Annotated in this window: 24 protein-coding genes; 9 read left to right on the top strand and 15 right to left on the bottom strand. The window is 46.2% G+C overall.

Annotated elements, in window-relative coordinates:
- Positions 1 to 23: 23 nt before the first annotated feature.
- From TOL_RS07605 to TOL_RS07595, 3 genes are all read right to left on the bottom strand, one after another.
- On the bottom strand, positions 24 to 620 hold the full coding sequence (locus TOL_RS07605; protein ID WP_015486737.1) for a chalcone isomerase family protein: 597 nt from the start codon (positions 618 to 620) through the stop codon (positions 24 to 26).
- Between the two features lie 246 nt (positions 621 to 866).
- Entirely contained in the window at positions 867 to 1,331 is a 465-nt protein-coding gene (locus TOL_RS07600) for a DMP19 family protein (protein ID WP_015486735.1), read from the bottom strand.
- 101 nt (positions 1,332 to 1,432) lie between these two features.
- Positions 1,433 to 2,320 (bottom strand): alpha/beta fold hydrolase, encoded by an 888-nt coding sequence (locus TOL_RS07595; RefSeq protein ID WP_015486734.1) that lies wholly within the window; start codon positions 2,318 to 2,320, stop codon positions 1,433 to 1,435.
- A 167-nt stretch (positions 2,321 to 2,487) separates the two neighbouring features.
- On the opposite strand from TOL_RS07595, the gene TOL_RS07590 reads away from it, so the two are divergent.
- On the top strand, positions 2,488 to 2,673 hold the full coding sequence (locus TOL_RS07590) for a hypothetical protein (protein WP_015486733.1): 186 nt from the start codon (positions 2,488 to 2,490) through the stop codon (positions 2,671 to 2,673).
- Between the two features lie 12 nt (positions 2,674 to 2,685).
- On the opposite strand, the gene TOL_RS07585 is transcribed toward TOL_RS07590, so the two are convergent.
- From TOL_RS07585 to TOL_RS07570, 4 genes are all read right to left on the bottom strand, one after another.
- Positions 2,686 to 3,309, bottom strand: coding sequence for a MiaE family protein (locus TOL_RS07585; RefSeq protein ID WP_015486732.1), 624 nt, complete (start codon positions 3,307 to 3,309; stop codon positions 2,686 to 2,688).
- Positions 3,306 to 3,722, bottom strand: coding sequence for an acyl-CoA thioesterase (locus tag TOL_RS07580; protein WP_015486731.1), 417 nt, complete (start codon positions 3,720 to 3,722; stop codon positions 3,306 to 3,308). Before TOL_RS07580 ends, TOL_RS07585 begins: the two co-directional genes overlap by 4 nt.
- Before the next feature lie 75 nt (positions 3,723 to 3,797).
- The gene (locus TOL_RS07575) at positions 3,798 to 4,571 is read right to left on the bottom strand and encodes a 5'-3' exonuclease H3TH domain-containing protein (protein WP_015486730.1); all 774 of its coding nucleotides are present in this window, start codon (positions 4,569 to 4,571) and stop codon (positions 3,798 to 3,800) included.
- On the bottom strand, positions 4,552 to 6,393 hold the full coding sequence (locus tag TOL_RS07570) for an ABCB family ABC transporter ATP-binding protein/permease (RefSeq protein WP_015486729.1): 1,842 nt from the start codon (positions 6,391 to 6,393) through the stop codon (positions 4,552 to 4,554). The genes TOL_RS07575 and TOL_RS07570 overlap by 20 nt, the downstream gene beginning before the upstream one ends.
- A 131-nt stretch (positions 6,394 to 6,524) precedes the next feature.
- Between TOL_RS07570 and TOL_RS07565 the strand changes: the two genes are divergently transcribed.
- From TOL_RS07565 to TOL_RS07555, 3 genes are all read left to right on the top strand, one after another.
- Positions 6,525 to 7,571, top strand: a complete 1,047-nt coding sequence (locus TOL_RS07565) for a M14 family metallopeptidase (protein ID WP_015486728.1) — start codon at positions 6,525 to 6,527, stop codon at positions 7,569 to 7,571.
- Between the two features lie 150 nt (positions 7,572 to 7,721).
- Positions 7,722 to 8,441, top strand: coding sequence for a TorF family putative porin (locus TOL_RS07560; protein ID WP_015486727.1), 720 nt, complete (start codon positions 7,722 to 7,724; stop codon positions 8,439 to 8,441).
- A gap of 4 nt (positions 8,442 to 8,445) precedes the next feature.
- Entirely contained in the window at positions 8,446 to 9,195 is a 750-nt protein-coding gene (locus TOL_RS07555; RefSeq protein ID WP_015486726.1) for an alpha/beta fold hydrolase, read from the top strand.
- A gap of 15 nt (positions 9,196 to 9,210) precedes the next feature.
- Here the strand turns inward: TOL_RS07555 and TOL_RS07550 are convergent, their stop codons facing one another.
- The 3 genes from TOL_RS07550 to TOL_RS07540 form a co-directional block, all read right to left on the bottom strand.
- On the bottom strand, positions 9,211 to 9,858 hold the full coding sequence (locus TOL_RS07550; protein ID WP_041588442.1) for a hypothetical protein: 648 nt from the start codon (positions 9,856 to 9,858) through the stop codon (positions 9,211 to 9,213).
- 78 nt (positions 9,859 to 9,936) lie between these two features.
- Positions 9,937 to 11,352 (bottom strand): ATP-dependent RNA helicase RhlB, encoded by a 1,416-nt coding sequence (rhlB, locus tag TOL_RS07545; protein WP_015486724.1) that lies wholly within the window; start codon positions 11,350 to 11,352, stop codon positions 9,937 to 9,939.
- Positions 11,353 to 11,365: 13 nt separating this feature from the next.
- A complete protein-coding gene (locus TOL_RS07540; protein WP_015486723.1) occupies positions 11,366 to 11,986 on the bottom strand; it encodes an elongation factor P hydroxylase in 621 nt (206 codons plus the stop codon).
- Between the two features lie 108 nt (positions 11,987 to 12,094).
- On the opposite strand from TOL_RS07540, the gene TOL_RS07535 reads away from it, so the two are divergent.
- Positions 12,095 to 13,465, top strand: coding sequence for an MATE family efflux transporter (locus TOL_RS07535; RefSeq protein ID WP_015486722.1), 1,371 nt, complete (start codon positions 12,095 to 12,097; stop codon positions 13,463 to 13,465).
- An 85-nt stretch (positions 13,466 to 13,550) separates the two neighbouring features.
- On the opposite strand, the gene TOL_RS07530 is transcribed toward TOL_RS07535, so the two are convergent.
- From TOL_RS07530 to TOL_RS07520, 3 genes are read right to left on the bottom strand one after another with little or no spacing between them, the layout of a single operon-like run.
- Positions 13,551 to 13,973, bottom strand: coding sequence for a YqaA family protein (locus tag TOL_RS07530; RefSeq protein ID WP_015486721.1), 423 nt, complete (start codon positions 13,971 to 13,973; stop codon positions 13,551 to 13,553).
- A gap of 29 nt (positions 13,974 to 14,002) precedes the next feature.
- Positions 14,003 to 14,677, bottom strand: coding sequence for a gamma-glutamyl-gamma-aminobutyrate hydrolase family protein (locus TOL_RS07525; protein ID WP_015486720.1), 675 nt, complete (start codon positions 14,675 to 14,677; stop codon positions 14,003 to 14,005).
- Positions 14,650 to 15,648: an amidoligase family protein gene (locus tag TOL_RS07520; protein WP_015486719.1), complete on the bottom strand. Its 999-nt coding sequence runs from the start codon at positions 15,646 to 15,648 to the stop codon at positions 14,650 to 14,652. The genes TOL_RS07525 and TOL_RS07520 overlap by 28 nt, the downstream gene beginning before the upstream one ends.
- 228 nt (positions 15,649 to 15,876) lie before the next feature.
- On the opposite strand from TOL_RS07520, the gene TOL_RS07515 reads away from it, so the two are divergent.
- The 4 genes from TOL_RS07515 (at position 15,877) to TOL_RS07500 (ending at position 20,797) form a co-directional block, all read left to right on the top strand.
- Positions 15,877 to 17,466 (top strand): aldehyde dehydrogenase family protein, encoded by a 1,590-nt coding sequence (locus tag TOL_RS07515; protein ID WP_015486718.1) that lies wholly within the window; start codon positions 15,877 to 15,879, stop codon positions 17,464 to 17,466.
- Between the two features lie 24 nt (positions 17,467 to 17,490).
- A complete protein-coding gene (locus TOL_RS07510) occupies positions 17,491 to 18,228 on the top strand; it encodes a tRNA (adenine(22)-N(1))-methyltransferase (RefSeq protein WP_081601097.1) in 738 nt (245 codons plus the stop codon).
- A gap of 387 nt (positions 18,229 to 18,615) precedes the next feature.
- A complete protein-coding gene (locus tag TOL_RS07505) occupies positions 18,616 to 19,767 on the top strand; it encodes an IS4 family transposase (protein WP_041588441.1) in 1,152 nt (383 codons plus the stop codon).
- 271 nt (positions 19,768 to 20,038) lie between these two features.
- The gene (locus TOL_RS07500; RefSeq protein WP_015486715.1) at positions 20,039 to 20,797 is read left to right on the top strand and encodes a hypothetical protein; all 759 of its coding nucleotides are present in this window, start codon (positions 20,039 to 20,041) and stop codon (positions 20,795 to 20,797) included.
- 172 nt (positions 20,798 to 20,969) lie between these two features.
- Here the strand turns inward: TOL_RS07500 and TOL_RS18280 are convergent, their stop codons facing one another.
- Positions 20,970 to 22,622 (bottom strand): methyl-accepting chemotaxis protein, encoded by a 1,653-nt coding sequence (locus TOL_RS18280; protein ID WP_015486714.1) that lies wholly within the window; start codon positions 22,620 to 22,622, stop codon positions 20,970 to 20,972.
- 279 nt (positions 22,623 to 22,901) lie between these two features.
- Positions 22,902 to 23,201, bottom strand: coding sequence for a hypothetical protein (locus TOL_RS07490; protein ID WP_015486713.1), 300 nt, complete (start codon positions 23,199 to 23,201; stop codon positions 22,902 to 22,904).
- Positions 23,202 to 23,288 lie beyond the last annotated feature (87 nt).

Genomic DNA, 23,288 nt, shown 5'->3' with positions numbered 1-23,288 from the left:
ATGTGCTGAACTCAACATTCGCGTTAGTTGTCACCCAACATGTCACGCTTTAACTTGCTTTGAACCGGGTCGTCACCCAGCCAGATTGCGAACATAGCTTTCTTAAACTCTGCACCAGGTACAACTGCCTGCTCTTCGGAGTTGCGATAAATTACAACTCCACGCTCTGGGTCGTATACCAAATCAAAAACATCATGATTTTGCAAAGTCGTTCGAAATGCGCCAACCATTGTTTCTATTTCGTTTTGTATCGGTGCCGTATTGCCATGAGTCGCTTGTACAAAACCTTCATGAGCCGCGTCCGCAAAGCGATCTGCCGTAATCATATCGGAAATGATATAAATACGCATGGCCAGAGGCTTATCTGCGGACAAGTAGACCAATATATCTAAGTCTTCATCCGCAGCGGTATCTTCTGGAAGATACAAAGCACACACATAAAGATGATAGAAAAACTTAGTACGAACTCCGGCACCTTTGAGTACCAATGGCGTCTCTAGCAACGGCAACTCATTTTCAATATTGATACCTTCTACTTTCAGAGCCTGAGCACCAGAGATAATAAGAATGGAAAGTACAACACCTAACAGCCAGCGTACAAGACAGGAATAAGAGACCATAACGCATCCTTTAAATTCAATAAGTCATGTGAAAATAGCAATTGCAAGGTGGCAAATATCAACGAAAGGATAAGCGCTAAGCCAGCCTGACGTAATGGTAGCACGACTGTCATCCTAGGGAATGGCCGAAAAGACGCCAAACTAACCCATAATTGCTAGTTTTAGCAGAATGATTCTCTTGGATAGTGACTCATAACGTCCTATCGCATCGCAAACACTGGATGCAATAGGAACGCACATTATTGCTCAGCGAAAATCTTTTAGATTTTTCTGAACAAATAAGAGTGTCAGCTCAACGAGATTTTCACCGGAATCATAGAAGCGATCGTCTAGTTCTGCGATTTCATCAGCATGTTCGCTTTCGATTTGATCAAACAAATCGACGCGCTCATCTTCATCGGTAGGTACTTGGCGATCTTCAAACATATCAAGAAGTCGATCCAGTAAAATACTGGTCTCTTTAGCTTTGATTCGCTCAAGTGATTCTAGCGTTTCTTCAGCTCTAGCACCGGCTTCGTGATGAATGAATTGAACGAAACCGCCGTTCTCCATTTCACTCAATAGCTGATCGATGCAATAAACGGTTTTTTCCGCTTCTGTCAGTGAGTCATATCCCATCTCAGATTCTTTGTCATAAATGACATCAGTGATCTGAAGAAATGAATCAGTTTCATCGGCAACATCTAACGCTGCCTGAATCTCCATGTTCATAAATTCCTACTCGTCTTACTCATAAAACCAATGGTAAAGCCACAATAGCCTACCCAGTTGAGTTTGACAAAGATTTTAAAACAACGAATTGACAATTGCTTTTAGCCACCACTTGCAGGGATTGCCAGTCGCTTGATAAAAGCCGCTGTTGCCTCAGGATCTTCCATGGGAAAGCAATGCGTCCCTGGCTGCTCAAACCAAGCCACATTACGATTTATACTGGCTGCACGCCGCGCCGCGCGGTTAATAAACGGGTAACTTTTTTCAGCAACCAGAATATAAACCGGGCACTTAACTGAACGCACGGAATGCCACAGTTGATAAGGGTACGACCCAAATATCGACGCCTCCCAGAATGGATCACAGCTCAACACACGCTCAGCGCCGTCAGAATATGTTCCAAACTCAACAAAAGCATCAAGCGCACTAGGGTGCCAAGACCGATATAAAGACTTACGGCCAAGATCACTTTGCAGCTCGTCCTTGCTTGGCCAGCGACGACGACGCTGTTGCACTGCCTTAACTAATTTTGTTCGCTGCCAGAAACCGGTTTTGCGCAACAACCTCTGTGTTAATAGGATTTCAGACGAAAACAACGCAGGGTCTAGCAAGATAATACGAGTGAATAGATTAGGTTGGGCCGCTGCCATTAGCAGCGTCATTACGCCCCCCATTGAGTGACCAACCCCAACTAAAGGACCACTAGTGCGCGAAATGATACTTTCAGCAATGGTTGCAGCCATAGCATTCCAATCAGGCTGAATGCTATCTGGCTTATGTGAAACGCCGTGTCCCGGTGCATCGGTAAACAATAACCGACGGTCGTTAGGTAACAAAGCTGCAACCGGCTCAAGAGTACGAGCACAAAAACCGTTGCCATGAAGAAAATGAAAGCCTTCCTCACTCTCAGAACCAGAACGATCATACCCACCTAGCTCACCATCATGCCAAGCCGTGAGATCGCTAATACGCATATCTGAATCGGTCATCTTGAGTCCTTAACATTTTCAGTCGCAACTAAGCATAGGTTTCAACCAGCCAGCCACCACTTTTTGTCATATTTGCAATGCGGAGAAGGGTATCACGCTAGCGCTCTTTAGAATCTGCAACTAGGGTAAAAGTGTTTCCCATAAACATAATCAAAAAGGATCCAGTCATGACTGCAGCGACAACCCTTCGCGCGTTAGAAGCAAACCGCTTATTCACTGATTTAAAGGACGCCGAAGCGCGCCTTTCCCAAGCCGCTCGCGACCTCAAAGCCGGTGTTATTTCCGAGGAGGAATACAACACTGAGGCCGAGCTTTGCATCAAAATTATTCGAGCCTGTAGCCTTTTGCATTAAGCAAAGACGCTTCTACGCCGCAGCCGGTACGCCGCTGTGAAAACGGAACTCTGTATCGGGCGTTAGAATCAAGTCTCTTTCTGCAGCACGCAGTTCGTCGATTCGCTGACTAATATCAGCGCTGGCATACTGTCGTGCCAAACCAAGATAATCTTGATAATGACGCCCTTCCGAGCGCAATAACGAACGATAAAACTTGGCCAAACGCGCATCGAGATGAGGTGACAAACAGGCAAAGCGCTCACACGAGCGAGCTTCGATTAGCGCACCGATGATCAATACGTCGATCAACTCATCCGAACCGTTTCCGCCTTTGCGCACTTGTTCGCGCAGGCTGGAGGCATAGCGCGAAGATGATAAGTTGCGATAATGAACACCGCGCTCTTTCATGATCCCGACCACTTGCTCGAAGTGCAGCAACTCTTCACGCGCTAACTGGCTCATTTTCTTGAGCAGGTCATCACGATCAAGATGACGATACAGTAAGGTCATTGCGGTATTTGCGGCTTTTTTTTCACAGTTAGCGTGATCAATGAGCAAGATATCTTGCTGCTTCAGCGCTTCTTCAATCCAAGCTTCAGGCGTTGGGCAAAGTAGAAATTCATTGATTTCGTTTAACACCGCTTGCAGGTTCATTCGCCGATCTCCAATAACGATTCTAAAATAGCGCGAACATCACCACTAATAACCACAGCATTTTGGCTTGCGTCATCCAACAAACAAAAAGTAACAACGGCATCAACCACCAAATCTTTCGGTTCACCGTTTTCTAAGCGCCAGACCTCTTGGCTAAACTTCGCGCTCTTATTGCCAATTGCTGCAACGGATGTGGATACTCGCAACACATCACCGAAAACCGCAGGCTTGCGATAATTGATATTAATATTGGCTACGACAATCGCGAGATCTCGCTCTTGAAATTGTTCGACCAAACGATGATGACCAAGAAAATCCCAACGACTTTCTTCTAAAAACTCCAGATAACGTCCGTTGTTTACATGCTGATAAATATCGAGGTGATAACCTCTAACAATGATGTCGACGGACAAAACAGTTACCTAAGGGTGATAAGTGAGCGCGGATTTTAATCAATATGCCGCAATTGAACAACGAAGAGGCCGATTTTAACTAACTTGACCGCGTCGCCAACGTAAATCATGCAAATTCATACCCAGCGGCACATCTCGACGCAATGTCGCTAACACTCGCGTCAACAGAGCCTGTTGCCAATACTGAGCCAACGTTGCAGCCAACTTTTCTGGTAATAGCTGTGGAAAAGCCAAGGCCATATCTAACGAGCCACAAGTATCTAGCACACTGCCTGCGCCTTTAGGGCCAATTCCAGGAACGCCGGGTAAATGATTGGTGGTATCGCCGGTCATTGCCCAAAAATCGACCAGTTGATGAGGCGGTAATCCCCACTTTTGCTTTACGCCTTCAACGTCGAAGGCTGTGCGATCAAAATGATTGCGCAGTTGAATGCGCGGTGTCACCAACTGACAAAAACCTTTATCAGTTGATAGGATAGTGACCTCAAGCCCGCCCGCCGAAGCGCGGTCGGCCAAACTCGCGACGATATCGTCAGCCTCCCAACCCGCGACATCAATGCACGTGAGCCCTGCATCGGTTAAGCCAGCTCGAATCTCAGGCAAACCGGCTTGCAATGTCTCAGCCATAGGCGCACGCCCAAGTTTATAATCAGGCCAGAGGGTATGCCGCCATGTTTCACATTTTTCTTCAAATACCACGACACAATGACTAGCACCGACAGCCTCTGCTGTTGCCGTTGCAATGGTCACTGAACGAGCACGAGTGCCTTCTACCGGCCACTCGCCGCCCTCAAGAGCGGCATAAACGCGACGGATTAAATTCATCGCATCAATGATCAGCAGGTGCATCGCCACCCTCCTCTATTTGCTCTGCGACAATTACCGACTGACTTTGCTGCGCTTGCCACAAACTCGCATACGCTCCTTTTCTTACTAATAAGTCGGCATGCGTACCCTGTTCCAATACTTCACCATCTTGCAGTACAGCGATTTGATCCGCATCGACAATCGTGGATAAACGATGGGCAATAATAAGGGCCGTATGGCCTTTGGCAACTCGGCGAATTTCACCCATAATCGCCCGCTCGGTATGGGAATCTAACGAGGATGTCGCTTCATCAAATACCATAATATCTGGGCGTTTTAATAACATTCGAGCAATCGCAATACGTTGTTTTTCACCGCCAGATAATTTCAATCCGCGTTCACCTACTAAAGTATCTAGGCCTTCGGGGCAAAGCTTTAACAAGCCATCAAGACTAGCCATGCGCACGACTTCAAGTAACTCTGCTTCCGTCGCTTCCGGCCGAGCATAAAGCAAGTTGTAGCGTAAGGTATCGTTAAATAAAACCGTATCTTGGGGCACTATACCCAGTCGTTCGCGTAGAGACTTTTGCGGTACATTGCGAATATTTTGGCCGTCGATAAAAATGCCACCGTCTTGCGGATCATAAAAACGAAATAGCAGTTTAGTGATGGTCGATTTACCAGCACCGCTACCACCCACTACTGCTAATGTTTTGCCAGGCTCTAGGATTAAATTCAGGCCTTTTAAAATAGTGCGCTCGGTACGATAACCAAAATTGAGGTCGCGTAGCTCAACTTTACCTTGGGTGACTTTAAGGACATCTTGCCCGCTATCAGCAACTGCTGTTTCCTCGTCTAGCAAATCAATCATGCGTTCGATATTCGCCATCGACGCTTTAATTTCTCGATACACAAAACCCAAAAAGTTAAGCGGTAAAAACAACTGGAACATAAATGCATTCACAAGGGTGAAGTCACCCAGCGTCATGATTCCTTCAATTACATAATAGGCAGCGAACATCAACATGGCGGCCATGGCCACACTAATAATTAAAGCCTGACCACTATTTAGCGTAAATAGCGACAAACGATTCATACGCCTTGCGGTCTCCCACTTAGCTAGCGATTCATCGTAGGCACTTGCTTCACGTTCTTCTGCAGTAAAGTACTTAACCGTTTCGTAATTTAATAAACTATCAAGTGCACGGGCATGCGTGGTCGAATCCATTTGATTCGCTTCACGCACGTAGCGCGTTCGCCACTCCGTTACACGAATGGAATAAATTACATACAGGGTTACCGCCAACGACGTGATAAAAGCAAATACTGGCGGGTAATTCGCCAATAAAATACCGACAACTAATAGTAGTTCTAGCAAGGTCGGCAAAATATTAAAAATTAAAAACCTAAGTAAGAAACTGATGCCATTAACACCGCGTTCAATGTCGCGCTGTAACGCTCCGGTTTGACGATCCAAATGAAAAGCTAAGCTTAAGCCATGCAGGTGACGAAATACCTTTAATGCCATGCGGCGCATCGCCCGTTCCGTCACGCGACCAAACAACAAATCTCGTACTTCACCAGCAAATACCGTTAAAAATCGTGTAGCACCGTAAGCAACCAACAAAGTTAAAGGGAACGCCACCCACCAAGACACCGGCTCGCTAACGGCTTGTAAGTGATCGACTTGGTACTTAAGTAAAAATGGCATGCCGACACTGGCTAATTTAGCAGCAACAAGACACAACGCCGCTAACACCAAGCGCCCGCGATACTCCATAAGAAACGGCCACAAAATACTCAGCCAATACGCCGGACGTAAACGCTCGGGGGGGGCTACCGGCGTGCTTTGAAAACTTCTCATGGATGACTTTCTCTGATTCGGGTGATTTGCCATACTGGCGGCAATACAAACGGGCTATCATAAGCTTCGTTAACCAACGATGCGAAGGCGAGTTTCATGCTCAGCCCGTCGAGGATAAGGATCAAACTGCAGTGATTCAACGCATTTCCCGTCTTAAGGCCGCATTACCTGAGCTAACCGAGCTCGAACGCCTTATCGACGAAGGCAGCCAGCACATGCGCATCCGTGTTCCTGCTCACATTCAACACGGCGAAGACCACCTTCCCTTTTATGTCATCGAGATGGGGTCTACCCGCAAAGATGCTCCAGTACTGGCTTTAGTAGGTGGTGTACACGGTGTCGAACGTATCGGTACTCAGGTTATATTGTCGTTTTTAAAGACCTTAATCCGCCGACTGCGCTGGGACCCCGCTGCTATTGAGCAGCTTCATCGTATTCGGTTAGTTATCATACCGATCGTCAATCCCGGCGGCATGGCGGATAACAGCCGCACTAACCCCAACGGGGTTGATCTCATGCGCAATGCTCCAGTCGAAGCACTGCAACGTACCCCTTTTTTAGTTGGTGGGCAGCGCATCAGTCCAAAACTACCTTGGTATCGTGGCGAACGCGACAAACCGATGGAACCCGAAAATCAGGCACTCACGGATGCCATCCATCACGCTTTAAAAGACCAGCCTTTTTGCATGAGCCTAGATTGCCACTCAGGATTCGGTACCAAAGATCGCCTGTGGTTTCCGTATGCGAAAAGCGTCGATCCTTGGCCCGGCATTGATAGTGCACATGCCATGACTGAATTATTTGAATACACCTACCCTCACCACGACCTTTATTTATTCGAACCGCAGGCCCACAGCTACACCACGAGTGGCGATGTATGGGATTATCTATACGACGACTATCGCACCTCACAACCTAACGGTTGTTACTTACCGATGACATTAGAAATGGGGTCATGGCTATGGGTAAAGAAGAACCCTCGCCACCTATTCCGCTATCACAGCCTGTTCAATCCAATCTTGCCGCATCGCCAGCAGCGAATTTTACGTCGACATTTAACATTTTTTGACTTTCTGATGTCGGCAACGGCAACGATGGCAAACTGGGCACCAACGGACGCACTAACTCAACAACATCATCACATGGCAGCACTCACACGTTGGTATCCTGGACGCTAACAGAATCGGCCTAGGTAAAGTTAAGAACTTAGCGGAGGTAGTGTGATCTGACCTCGTGATCCGTTACACTGATCGCCTTATTTTATTGTGACCTAGGCCTGTAGCCATAGATTAACGCTACTGCCACTTGACGAGAAAGCTGACCGAACCATGCCCTTATTCCGCGCATCTGCTATCCGTACACTATTCGCAACGGCCGCTTTGGCTATTTCTGCGACTTCTACCCATGCCGAAATCAATGCCGACTTAGGTTTAAGTTCTGAATACGTGCGCGATGGCATAAGTCAAAGTGGTGGCAACGTCGCTATACAAGCCGGTGCAACAGCAACCAGTAACACCGGTTTTTATGGCGGCATTTGGGGTAGCCAAGTTGATCGTAATGGCGACAAGGTGCAAGCAGAGTTTGATGCTTTTGGTGGCGTTTATGTCCCTCTTAGCGAACGCTTCGCCGTTGACTTAGGCGCAACTCGCTATACCTTTCATGGCGACATGGATCGGGATGGGGATAATTACAACGAAGCCTTTGCGCGTATTCTATTCAACGATGCATTAACGCTTGGCACTCGCTACTCAGATGCTTATATGGGCAGTAATTATGCTCATCGCTCGCTCGAGCTCGGTTACACCATGACTCGTGGTACCTTCTCTATTGAATTGTTTACCGCCCAACATCGTTATCTGGAAATTGATGAGAACGTCAACTACGGCGCAGAACATCAAGATGATTATTGGCAGTTTCGCGTTGGTGTTGGTCGTACATATAACAAGTGGGATTACCGCTTTGTACTCGACCGTACTAACCTAGGTAGCGATTACGACGCCGGTACAACCATTCAGTTTAGCGTTCATCGCTACTTTAATATCTGGTAAATCGATGCCAGATTCTCTCTTGCCGCCGGTGGTTATGCTACGAGGATTAATTCGCAGTAATTTCCACTGGGGAGATTTCCCTGAACGATTAGCACCTTGGTGCACGAATATCATTCGACCTGAAATCCCCGGCAACGGTTTTCGCTTTAACGAAAAAACCCCCGCCAGTATTCATGCATTAATGAAAGATGTACGCCAACAAGTGATCGCCCAACATAACGGGCCAGTTATCATTGTTGCTGTCTCTATGGGCGCCATGATTGCGATGGAATGGGCGCGTTGCTATCCCGCGGAAATCGCCGCCATGCATCTTATTAATACCAGTTTGGCGAATATGTCTTTGCCATGGCAGCGCATGCAAGCACCCGCACTTCTATCACTAGTTGCACACGCCACGGGCCGAGATCGATTAGAAAGTTGCATTATGCGCTGGACCATGAATTTAGCGGATCGCAAATCCTTGCAAGATCGGTGGCTAGCGTTTAATCGCGAGCATCCTTTAACGTGGGGAAATGGAATCGCTCAGATGTGGGCCGCTAGCCGCTACCGCGGACCGTTAACGGCACCGATTAAAGATGTGTGGTTTTACAATGCGGAAAAAGATCATTTAGTAAAGTCAGCCTGTACCGCACGTATTGCATCAAAATGGCAAAAGCCCTTGGATACACATCCTACCGCGGGACACGACCTACCAATGGACGCTGGAGACTGGCTAGCCAGTTTAATCGGTCCGCGCTTAAATCTAATGGTTTAACCCAGTCCAGACGACTTAATCTGTATTCTCGACCTGACTAATCGCCGCTTCTTCTTGTGGCGACTTAATCAAATCTTCAAACGACGTGACAGAACCATTAGCCATCCATGGTATGCACGGCATAAATTTGCCTTGGCATAGCGTAGGAAACGTATCAGACAATACGTTGAAGATTAGCTTAGTGTTGTAGCCTCGAGGGAAACGCACCTCACCCGACGACAATATTTTGGTAGGAAAGCTATGAATATGGCGATAAAAACCTAACAAGGTTTGGTTATCAAACACCAATAGAGTGAAATACTGGTGATAGTCCTCTCCGCGCACTCGTTCTAAACCAATCAGGGTGCGCTCGCCATGACGGCCAAAAAAGTAAAACGACATCACTTTATCGTTTACGTGATCATCAAGTAATGGCGAATGCGTGCGGTGTAAAAAGGCCTCAGTCCATTCCGGGGTAACGGCAAGCGCCCCCTTAACAATAGGTGTTGCTACCGGCTCGTCTAAGGTAACTGCCCCATCCTCTGGCGCTGACTCAGCATTAGTAGCGTTAAGGCTTTCAGCAGCGTCAATCACGTCACCCTGCTCTGCATGAGTGCAGACAGCGAGTGGAAAATTTAACAAGCTACCAAACAGACCCATAATTATTATTTTTTTGATCGTCATGTGGTCCATGCACTCATATCAAATCATCTTTCTCGCGCGGCAAATTGGCCACCGCGCGTTCTAATTAACCCACCAAGTCTATGGCTGAGTAAGTTCGAGCTTCATGCCTAAATACTTTTCTAGATCAGGCAACACAAATGCATCGTCTTCAGATACTAGGCTAATAGATACACCCATAGCACCTGCACGGCCAGTACGACCAATACGGTGAACATAATCTTCAGGATCTTCTGGCAAGGTGTAGTTAATCACATGGCTAACGCCATCAACGTGAATACCACGACCAGCAACATCGGTTGCCACTAAAATATTCACATGCCCATCGCGGAAGCGTTCCAGCGTGCGCACGCGTTTTTGCTGCGCAACTTCACCAGACAACAACACAGACACATGACCGTGCTTATTTAGTTTGTCGCAGAGATTACGAGTTAAATCACGACGGTTAGCGAAGATAATGCAACGTTCTGGTTTTTCTTCGTTTAGCACCTGCTCAAGCACACGGTACTTATCAGACTCTGCCACTAAGTAGCACTTCTGCACGACGCGATCTGTCGTTACTTGCTCAGGCTCAATCACGACCTGATGCGGATCTTTGGTCCACTGGTCGATCAAAATACGAACATCGTAGTTGAACGTTGCTGAATACAGCAGCGTTTGACGCTCATCTTTGGGCGGCGTTGAACGCACGATGCGACGAACATCAGGGATAAAGCCCATATCTAACATGCGATCGGCTTCGTCTAGCACCAATACTTCAATCTGATCGAGGAACACATCTTGGCTGCGCATAAAGTCAATCAAACGTCCCGGTGTAGCCACCAGAATATCGACGACTTCATCACGTAAAACCTTACGTTGCTGCTCGTAATCCATACCGCCAACGACGGTCAGAACATTCAAGCCGGTATACTTGGCCAGACCTTCAGCGTCTTTGCCAATTTGCATCACTAGCTCACGCGTTGGCGCAATTACCAAAGCACGGGGTTCACTGGCAAAACGCTCTGCCGGTACATTAGTGAGCAAGCGATTTAAAATGGTTAACAAAAACGCTGCCGACTTACCCGTGCCCGTTTGTGCTTGGCCAATGGTATCCCGACCGCGCAAGGCTGCTGGTAAACTCTCGGCCTGAATAGGCGTGCAATAAGTGAAGCCGAGTTTATGAATGCCCTGCATCACAGAATCTGGAAGGTCTAAGTCGTGGAAACGCGTTTTGCCTTCTTCAGGTTCAACCTTAAATTGGCTGATATCCCACGGCGCTTCGACAACCGCATTTGCTTTAGTGCGCTTATGTTCGTGCTTTTCGCGACCCGCAGCGTGCTGCGGACCATTTGTCTTTGCCGTAGTGTTAGCCGGCTTACTGCCCTTATTGGCAGTGGATGTCTTCGCGACGGCTGGCTTTTTAGTATCTGCCGTGCTTTTGGATTGCTGCTTCGGTGGCGTATTGGTCGGCGCCTTACTCTTTCCCGAAACTGCTTTTAACAGTTTTTTTAACAAAACCTGCTCCGCTCTATATTCGTTCTGGTGCAAACAGGTGCGCACCAAATTGTGAATGTCGTTGATAATAATCTAACAGGGCCTTTTTTAATACGCTTGCCCGCATAGGAAGGCCATTTGCAAGGTAGTTTTGTGCCTGTTTTACCACCGCAGCCCGAAAACGCGCAATACCCGCCGCCACCGCGACCGGATCGCCGTTCAAATTATCAGTACTAAGGTAAAACTTACGACCGCAAGCCTCAGACAAAATCCACTCAAGCGCCTGAGGTTTAACCTCTACATGTTCAAACTCTCGCTGGCGTTCCGGGCTGCGGCCATCAGGTTCATACCAATAACCGAAATCGACCAACAAGCGCCGCGGTTTACCTGCGATACACCAATGGCTGATTTCATGCAGTGCTGAGGCGTAAAAACCATGAGCGAAAATTAGGCGATGATATGAACACTCATCGTTTGCAGGTAAATATTCCGGCTCATTATCACCAGCAATCAGACGCGTGTTTTCACTGTGCGCAAACAAGCCATCAAACAACTCAATCAAATCTTGAACATCCAGTACGCGTAGCGGAATAGCTAAAGAGTCCCCCTCCAACGGAAGGGTATGTAATGGAACGCTGTTATTTGACATCGGCATAGTAATAAATCGGTATCTGGCTGGTTCTTACTCGGTGTTAAGTGCAAAATGCGCCGCGACAACTATTTTTAATCATCGCACCCCCTATGAATCACGGACACTAGCGGCATGACGTTTAAAGCTCAAGAAGTTAAAGCCATTATACGCCTGACTTTGCCCATTCTTGCGACTCAATTAGCACAAATTGGCATGGGTACGATTGATACCATCATGTCTGGCTATGTTAGCACTCGCGATCTTGCTGGTGTAGCAATCGGCACTGCCATTTGGATGCCTATTTGGATGCTGCTGGCAGGTATATTGGTGGCGCTATCTCCTATGACTGCGCAGATGAATGCCGCACGTCAACGCGACGCCATGCCAAGGTTATTGGCTGCTGCCATCTATCTAGGGCTTGTCGCCGGAGCCTTAGCCGGTATCGTCGTAGCCGCTATCGCTTACAGTCTACCTAGCATAATTGAAGACACCGCTACCGCCATCATTGCTCGCGATTATCTCTATTTTATTGCACTCGGTATGCCACCGTCTGGCATTTACTTGGCCTACCGCTTTTACGCCGAAGCGGTAAACCATGCCGTATTCCCAATGCGCATTATGCTGGTAGCACTACTAATGAATATTCCACTCAATTATATTTTTGTATACGGTGCGCTGGGCATGCCAGAAATGGGCGGCCCCGGTTGTGGTGTAGGCAGCTTGCTCGTCATTCTATTTTTAATGGTGGCCAACGCATGGGATACACGCCAGCGTCGTATCACTAAAGAATTCCCACTCTGGGAACACGTACGTCACCCCAATATGGAATACGTCAAAGACCTATTTCGTATCGGTATGCCCATAGGCATTGCCATCTTTTTTGAAGTAAGCTTATTTACCGTGATTGCCCTTCTTATTACCGATTTAGGGCCAACCGTCGTCGCTGGTCATCAGGTAGCACTGAATATTTCATCGCTCACCTTTATGATCCCGCTAAGCGCTGGTATGGCGCTCACCGTTCGAGTGGGTCATCACCTTGGCAGTAAAGATATTATCGCCGCACGAACCACGGCTTGGCTCGGTGTAAAGCTTAACTTCGGACTAGCACTGTTTAACGCGACAATTATTGTCTTGGGTGCAAGCTATATCGCCGGACTCTACTCCCCCGATCCGCTGGTGGTTGCTGTAGCGTCCTCCTTAATGATTTATGCCGCTATCTTTCAAATATCGGATGCCGCGCAAATTGCCGCCGCCGGAGCTTTGCGCGGTTATCGCGACACGGTCGCTGTAATGATAATTACCTTCGTCGCCTACTGGTTAATTGGCCTGACCTCAGGATACTGGCTGGCCTATGGCGAAAGCACGCAACTGGGGGCTAAAGGTTTTTGGATGGGATTAGTGATTGGCCTGTCTTGTGCGGCAATCGCACTGTGCTGGCGCTTGTATTTAATTAGCCAAAGGCCGGAAGTTATAAGTACTGAAGAAAAAGCACTCAATAATTGAGTGCTTTTATTTTTTAATAATAACAAAAGTAACTTACTTAGCTTGCTCGCACCCTGATCAATTAAACCTACCTTAACAAAGAGTATTAAACCCAACCCGCCACATACACCACAAATATATAGCGCAGACCCTTTCCTATTCCTACCAATAACAAGAACGGCCAAAACTTAACCCGCATAATGCCAGCTATCAGGGTCAACGCATCACCACCTAATGGCAGCCATGCTAGCAAGAGCGACCATACGCCATACCGTTGAAACCATGCCTGCGCTTTTTCGATTTGTTTATGTGAAAAATAGAACCAGCGCTTATTTTGAAATTTTAGTATATAAAGCCCAAGGACCCAGTTAACAACTGCCCCCAGCGTATTGCCTAAGGTTGCGACAGCTACCAAGATCCACGGATCTCCACCATCGCGCAGTAGCGCATATAGCAGTACTTCAGAGTAAAACGGTAGGATAGTTGCGGCTAAAAATGCGGAACTAAATAACAATAAATAAGAAATCACAAAGATGCTCGAACGTTAGAAATAGAGAATCATCGACCCACTTTCACACACGACACCAACCAACGAAATAACGCCAATTGTGACGGTAGATAAAATAAATATTCGGGATGCCATTGCACGCCTTTTACTGGCGCACCAGTAGTGCTTTCAATAGCCTGCACAATATTATCACGATCTCGCCCCACTACCTTTAAGCCTTCTCCAGGACGATTAACCGCTTGGCTATGTAAACTGTTAACCCACAGCGCTCCTCGCTTGCAAATGCCTGCTATTCCAGACTCGGGGTCAAGCGTGACATGCTTAGTTGGTAATAAACTAGGACGATTCCGAGTATGCACTCGGGTATCGCGTATATCCTGGAATAACGAGCCACCCAATACTGAATTTATTAACTGAGCCCCACGGCAAATACCAAGCAATGGAATGCCCTGATCTAGTGCCTTTTTAATCCATTGTATTTCTAGCGCATCGCGTTCGGGATCTGTTTTACTTTTTGCATTAATATCACCACCATAATGTTCAGGCGCGATATCGTTCCCGCCACCAATAATTAACGCATCTAATGGATGTCCACTCGGCGAATGCTCTACTGTAATTCGCTCAGGAGTTGCACCGATAAGCCGCAATGCGAATGACGTACACCACCAACTTGGAGCCCATCGACGTGCATTTCCGGTTACACCAACGCGTGGTCTTTTAGCCATTGATCTATTGTCTCAACCCATTCTGTTCGACTTATATCCAGCAGTGGACGCTGACGTTCGATACTTAAAAATTCCGCCGATAGCTCAGTAATAGCTTCTGGCATATTGGCTAGTTTCTCGACCACTAGCCAAGAGTTATAAGGCACTAGCAACGACCAATCGCTATGTTCAATACGACAATCTGGCAAACGATAATGAAATGCTGGGCGCGCTTTAATTCGTGGGTCATCAACGACACTTCGGACTCTTTTTTCATCTATCGTAGCTAGCAATGGCAACAGATCTAAGCCGCGATTACGACTCGGATTGTGCTCTAAATAGTCGTCAAATATTTGATCCATATCCGCGTTTGGATGTGATAAAACCTGCCTTAAGTAGGCTTTTGAATACAAGTCAATATAGGGGCTAATACGCCGCGCAATGTCGATTTTATGAGTATCCACTATCCACCATTGCAACAACGCATAGGCTCGAATATAAGTGCCTAATGTCTTCGCCGTTAGATCAGGTAACTCAACATTAACGTGAACGCCGTACGCAGAAATAAATGATTCCTCTGTACCAACAGCACCTGCCTCGCGCAATGCATCAACCATTGGTAATAGCTCGTTTAACCGAGTAACAGCGATAGGTGGGCAAACCACTTCGATAGGAACCAACAGAGGGGCGACACGGCTAAGTAGATCGACCCATGTACGATCTTCATTTGGGCCACTTTCTTTAGCGGCTTTTGACTTGAGGTAAGCCCAGTCTATTTCGATATTGAACTTGCCAAATTCGGTGCTCGTCAGTTCAACCTCGGCTTCGGTTTTATGACTAATATGCGCGTTTAGTACGCGCTCAACCGTATCGACAGTCTGAATCAAATCGATGCCCGAAAATTCAAGTTCAAAGCCCACTCGCCTTGGATCACCATTTTCTTTGCATGGCTGCGGCGGTAGTTCAAATCCACTGCTGTTTATATCGACCATATAGAGATCTACTTCGCCTCATTGAAATATCGTATTAACAATACACGGATAGCTGAACTATCGCATGTTTTGTCCGAATATTGGCTAAAAAACACCCCTTCCTTTGTTATTGATCTAACCCCATTGTGATAGCATAACCGCCATTCTGCCGCCTAACGCGGCCACTAAGATCTAAGAACCGAGATCTGACCATAAAATAAGTTCAATATATAAGAACAGGTATCCCACATGAATGCAGAAGTCGCTTACGAAGTAAGTATCAATCCCGCCACGATGGAAGAGATTGGTCGCTTACCTTTAACCACTAAAGCCGAATTTGAAGACGTATTTAAACGTGCTAAAGCAGCCCAAAAGGAATGGGCAAAGCTGTCGTATAAAGCGCGTGGCAAGTACGTGTTAAAAATGGCCGACTACATTCGTGATCATGCCGATGAGTTATCTGAAATCATCAGTCAAGACAATGGCAAGCTGAAAATCGACGCTCTGAATACCGAAGTATTGCCATCCATTATGGGTGCTACTTGGTATGTTAAAAACGCGCCAAAAATATTGAAAGATCAATTATTGCCGCCGTCATCCATGTTGTTTTTCAACAAGTGGTCGAAGCGCGTTTATCAACCTATCGGTACTTTGGGGATCATTAGCCCATGGAACTACCCATTCAGCATTCCATTTGGTGAATTGGTCATGGCTCTGATGGCAGGTAACGCGGTTGTATTGAAAGTTGCTGCGCAAACACCACTGGTTGGCCAAGCCATTGAACAAGTCGTCAAAGCCTCCGGTTTACCCGAAGGATTATTTACTCATGTAGTGGGTTCTGGCTCGAAAGTGCTTGATTCAATGCTTGAAAATGGCGCTAACAAAATATTCTTCACCGGTTCTACCTTTGCTGGTAAGCAAGTAATGAAGTCTTGCGCAGAATATTTAGTACCCTGCAGTTTAGAGCTTGGCGGTAACGATGCCATGATCGTTTTGGAAGATGCTTCCATTGAACGAGCTGTCAATGGTGGCATGTGGGCTGCCTACCAAAACGCCGGTCAATCTTGCGGTGGCGTAAAGCGCGTTTACGTGCACGAAAAAGTATATGACGAGTTTGTTGCAATGAGCATTGCTAAAACTAAAGCACTGCGTCACGGCTCCAATGGCTACGATGTTGACTTAGGTTCAGTCACTACGGAAAAGCAATTTCAAACGTTAGAAAAAGAGCTGCAATTAGCGCTTGATAATGGCGCCACTATTGCTGCTCAGTCTCAACCTGTAGGCGAGCAAAAAGGTTACTTCTTCCCTGCAACGCTACTCACCGACGTAACGCCGGATATGGCGTTTATCCAAGAAGAGATTTTTGGGCCTTTCATGCCAATCGTCAAAGTACGTTCGGAAGCTGAAGCCATTGAACTGGCAAATAAATCACAATACGGTTTAAGTGCATCTGTATGGACTAGCAGCAACGCGCGCGGTAAACGTGTGGCGATGCAATTAGAAGCAGGAGCCATTGCAATTAATGACCACCTGTATACCCACGGCATCGCCAACACCGAATGGGGCGGACCGAAAGAATCAGGGATTGGTCGCACTCACGGTGCGCTCGGTTTGCACGAAGTCAGCGAATCTAAAATCATTAACTGGGATCTAATGCCGGGCATTAATAAAAACAATGCATGGTGGTTCCCATTTGATGAAGCAATTTATAAAACCATGCTGGAACTTACCAAATACGCTAAGCCGACCTCTGTATTCCAGTGGTTAATGCTGAACGTCACAGTTATCCCTAAAGTATTATTACGCATGGCATCAAGTTGGAAAGTTGATAAAAAGTAAGCTCAACGCTTATCGACGACAATCGTGAAACTTAGTAAACGATTAGGTCAGCTAAAATCCATGGTTGCAGCAGACTACCAGCATATCTGGGACTGCTGCTGTGATCATGGGTTGCTTGGCGCTTCTTTGCTAACAAAAGACAGGCAACATAACACTAGAGCAACCATACACTTTGTGGACATTGTTCCGGAACTGATGCACACGCTCAGCCGTAAACTAAACCAATTTTATCCCCTAGAAGATTATAATTGGCAGACCCACTGTCTTGACGTTACTCAACTCCCCCTTAAAGACTTTCAAGGTAAACATCTAGTCATTATTGCTGGCGTTGGTGGCGATTTAATGATGCGCTTTATCGATACGATTATTAAAAACCATCCAAATACTGACATTGATTTTTTGCTCTGCCCTGTACATCATCAATTTGCCTTACGAAAACTCCTAAGAAGCTATCAATTTAGCCTAAAGCAAGAAAGCTTAATTGAAGAAAATAAGCGCTTTTATGAAATTCTATTGGTCTCTAACCAATCGAACAAAAACGCAGAAATCAGCCCTACCGGTAAAGCAATCTGGCAAGCGGATTCAAAACAGCAGGCAGTTATATGCCAAAATTATTTAGAGAAAACTTTAGCGCATTACCAACGCATTGAATTAGGTGGAAATAACTTAGCCAGTGAAGCTATAAAGGCGTATAAAACGCAATTATTTAACGATCAGCAAGGCAAACCGACACCATTTAAATTTCACCTTAAAATAAAATAGTTTACCTAGTTCTACTTAAATAGCGCATGATGGACACCTCTCCTCCCGCCTGAGGCCCTGTTCAAGGCGGAATTAACACTAAGCAACACTTCTTATAACACCTCGATGCTGTGCTGAGAGCACTAGTCGCCGCGCAACTACCTAAAACTGTCGTAATTTCCGGCACAACAGTGAACGTCAGGCTTTTATCACAAACAGCCGTTACGCTAGATATGAATACAATTACACAACCTGCGCCATAACACTGACAATAGAAATAACGGTGTGAAATTTAAAAGGACCCTATTGGGCACTGCTGTCCCACAGTTTGGGACAGCAAACAAAAAAGCCTGACTCCAAGTGTTATTCTGTTGTTACCACACACCAGAAAAAACAAGGAATCAGGCTTTGTCACATCATAACACCGCTTTTCATCAGTTGCTCAAACCAGTTTCGAGACATGAATTTGAGTCCCTCGCAAAAATCCATCATTCCGGCCAGAAACTACGCTCTGCTACGCGATGGGATCAGTTCATTGGCATGTTTATATCCCAGGTTTCTGATCGACAGAGCCTGAGGGATGTCCAATCTAACCTGGAGGCTCAACGCCATAAGCTCTACCACCTTGGGGCCAAGCCCATTGCTCGGTCTACACTCGCCCGGCTCAATGAAAAGCAGCCAGCAGAGCTTTATCAAGGGCTATTCGGAAAGTTGCTTGCCCGCTGTAAGAACACACCTGGCAAACACAAATTCCGCTTCAAGAATCCGCTCTATTCACTGGATGCCAGTGCCATTGACCTGGCCATGAATTTGTTTCCTTGGGCGGCGCACCGTGAAGACACCGCAAACGTGAAACTGAGTGTCGGCCTGAATCATGGCACTCTGATCCCAGAGTTCGTGGCACTCAGTGATGGCAATGAAAACGACATGATCGAAGGACGAAAATTCGATTTTCCCAAGGGAAGCATCGTTGCTTTCGATAAAGGATACTTTGACTACGAGTGGTATAAGACACTGACAGATAAAGGAATTTTCTTTGTCACCCGACTACGAGCCAATGCAGTCTATGAGATTCATGCCGACTATCCGGTCAAGCCAAACAGTGGTGTATTAGCGGATCAGGACATACAGCCGAGCAGCGCACATGCGCTGAAGCGAGGTGCGCCTCCGATGAGACGAGTGGTCTACCATTGCTCAGAAACAGACAAGACTTATGAGTTTTTAACCAATCATTTTGACCTCTCAGCCAAAACCATTGCTGGGATCTATAAGGATCGTTGGCAGGTTGAACTCTTCTTTAAGGCCATCAAACAGAGCCTGTCTATTAAGACGTTTCTGGGACGATCCCGGAATGCGGTAATGACTCAGATATGGATAGCGATGATGGTCTATCTATTGGTTGCTTACGCGCGATATGCAGCACGCTCTGGCTGGACAGTGCTGAGGATGTTAAGGGTGCTTCAGATGAATCTGTTTGAGCGAAAGACGCTTGAGGAGGTGCTTAATCCGTCGCCTCCCGACCCAAACAAAAATGAGCCTCAGATGAGGCTCGTTATATGATCCCTAAACTGTGGGACAGCAGTGCCCTATTGGGTCCTTTTTTATACGTGCAATTTTAAGCAGCTCCTCAGAAACTAACACCGTCCAAGCCGTGATAAGCACATAAATAACACTGAACAATTAGTCATATTATTTATTAACGATGACTCACCTAATGTTATAGCTCATTTCGTTATAAAAATTCAAAAAAACGAAAACAAAGATGTTTGACATAGTAAATTCGTCTACTCAGAATGATTTTTCAATATTCCATTGATAAAGGGAAACCATCATGGCCAGCTCATCTGATATAGACTTAAACGACAATATTATCGACCTTTCGCGCCTTTGGGAGCAATATCCGAAAGCAGATGTACTCGCTATTTGGATGGGCTTAAGCACCAACAATGACAAGGGTATTATTTTAGACAATATGGAAGCTGGCTACACATTAAGGGTTATTTACGGAGGTGGCTCCGCCGCGTTCAGTAAAACCAATCTGTTTTGGGTTGGCGGTGTGGTTAAGATTGTGGGAGCTGTGACTAAGGCGGGTATAGACGCCGCAACGGATGGCGAAGGTATCATTGTAAACCCAAGTATTGACGCTATATCCGATGGCCTGAACAGTGCTTTCTCGGGGGCGAGTATTGAAGGCAAAGTACGTAATTTCTGGGGCCAATCTGATGGTGGCAAATATGAAATTGATGAAGGTGGTGTGATCGTATGCATGCCCTCTGCTTACGGCACAATATACAGTAACGACGATACCCACCTAAAAGATGACGGCGTACACGAAGATGGGCGTATACAAAAATACTATAAGCCAGCAATTGTAGATGCTAATTCCTTTTTTCCATGCAATCGCCCGGGCGGCCTGATGGAGCAAACAGCCAAACGATCGGGAGCTGCCTGCATACTTGCTTGGGATAAAGAAAGTGCCTTTGGTGACAATGTCGGTTGGTACGAGATAAAAGTGGTTGTTTCTCGCCCTGGCGTTACGGGTGAAGAAGCTGAGAATGCAGTCTCGAACACTCACATCTTTAATAATTAGTACCAATACCCATCAGTTATTTTTTAAATTAAAGCCCCAGTACACCACTGGGACTTTACAATTTTAAAGAAATAAATTTTAGAGGGGGAAATCTAGATATATACAGAATATATAAGCCAAATTCAAAAATTTAAATTGGCCGAAATATTTATCAACTCTAGCTTCAGCTTCATTAAGACTCTACCTTAAAGCGTTTGAGTAGCCGATCCAACTCACTCGACGTATCTGATAGCTTTTTATTTTCGGAGGTCATATGACTGGCTCCAGAAGCGGTTTCCGCCGCCATCTGATTAATTCGGTCAATATTTAAATTAATCTCAGAAAAGACCGAACTCTGTTGCTCAGTTGCACGGGCTATATCCACATTCATATCTTTAATCCGCCCCACAGATGCAGTAACAGATTCCAGTGATGTATTAGCTCCCGCTACTTGTTCTACAACGTAATGTACCTTGTCTCGGCTTAAGTTCATTACCGATACTGCTTTTTCTGATCCTTTTGCTAAGCGTTCAATCATTCGATTAATTTCTTCAGTCGATTGTTGTGTACGACTGGCTAGAGATCGAACCTCATCTGCAACTACGGCAAAGCCCCGCCCTTGCTCGCCAGCACGTGCTGCTTCAATAGCAGCATTTAGTGCTAATAAGTTAGTCTGCTCGGCGATACCACGAATCACATCCAAAACCGAAGAGATGCTATCGGTTTCTGTCGCCAAGGATTGTACTGCGTCACAGGCATTGTCGACCTGAGTCGAAAGATCATCCATTGCACTAATGGCACCAGTCACGAGTTCGCTAGCACTTCGAGTATCTGCGTACACAGTTTCTGCCGACTGTGACGTTTCTGATAGACTGCTTGCGATATGCTGAACGTTAGCTGTTAACTCAGTTGTTGCAGTCGCAACCTGCTCGACTTCGTTTTGCTGAGCGTTTGAACCTATGCTCGCTTGCTGCGCCATCACCATCATAGATTCTGTTGAGGATGAAACCTGATGGCTTGAATCGCGCACACGCCGAAGCACATCAACTAGCTGCTTACGCATTATTTCAAGCCCTTCCGCGACAACTCCAATTTCATCATTGCGCCGTGACTTCGTTTCGTGAGTAAGATCTCCTTTAGCGATCAAATCCAATGCATATACGATTCTAGGCAGCCAAGCCAGCGCCCCTTTCATAGCAAAGTAAAGTGACATCAATCCCGTAAAAACCAATATAGAAACACCTAAAAACCACCATTCAAGCGACCTAATTAATGATTTTTGCTCGAGCATGAGCTTATCTGTACGTTCTTCTATGCGAGCAAGAAAGCCATCAACCTGCTCTGACATTGCTGAAGCAGCATCATCAAATGAAGACATTAAGGCATTGCCAGCAGAAGGACCGCCACTCACGTAGGCTTGGGCCATACTCTTACCCGTTTTATAATAGTTATCAAAAACCGGTAGCATTTCCTTGTAAGAGGAGGCGTTGACTGGATCGAGAACCTGCAACTCACCAATTATCTGAGTGAAGAGTGCGGCATTTGCTTCAGCTTCTGTAAAACCGTCATCAAGTCCATCCAGACCTCGTGTTGCACTGATGTCCGTAAGCCACTGCTGTACCTCTACAACCGCCAGTTTAAGAGAATGGGCTCGATTCAAGATAGGAATATCATGGCTACTTACCCCAGCTGCTAATGAATCCAACGCCCAACTCTTACTCATAACCATGGCAGCTTCAAGCAGCAAGATACCGCTGAGTACTATGATTAATAGGGAAAAACGCTTACTCAGAGAAACAGTCGACGTCTTTCCTACACCATCCATTTTTGTTTTACGCTGAACCATTATGGCAATCCTTCAAATTAGGCGGCTTGACTGCTATACGCCGACGGCCAAAGCCCACACAAACAGAGCGGGAATGACATTCATTATAGGCCAATTTCTGCAATCGCAAGTCGGAGGAGGTTTTATTCTCAAGGAATCATTCCTTGGTATAGATATAGGCGATCAAAGCCCACATTGCTGAGAAGAGCACGAGATTTCTAGGTGAGGCTATGGCGGATTTCGTGATTACAGCATCGATTTCTAATATCGTTGGAGCACAGCGCACCAACAAAGTCATCGCTACATAAAATATTGTAAACGCTCAAAAACATCCGAAATAATCGCATTTAGTATTGCGCCCAATGCGAAAAATATTGCTAGCATTAACATAAAGAAAAAAATAATTTTAAACTCAACAAATTGACCCTCCAACGCCTTCCCGAAATCCCCCCGAAGTAACTTATTAAATTCATCCCCTCTCGCTTTGCGCAATTCCTCTTTTATGGCCTCAACGCTATCACCAAAGAATATTCTGAAGAGCTCATATCCGAAAAGGAATACGAGCAAGCCTGCAATACCATGAGAAATATAAAAGATCATGCTTCGTGCCTAATTAAAACTTCAAAAAACCATTCCTAAACCGGAAAGTTAAAAATCATACAATGCCAAATTTACTGTAGTGACATT

The organism is Thalassolituus oleivorans MIL-1 (assembly GCF_000355675.1).
Taxonomy (GTDB): Bacteria; Pseudomonadota; Gammaproteobacteria; order Pseudomonadales; family Oceanobacteraceae; genus Thalassolituus; species Thalassolituus oleivorans.
This window is presented reverse-complemented; position numbering and strand designations above follow the sequence as displayed.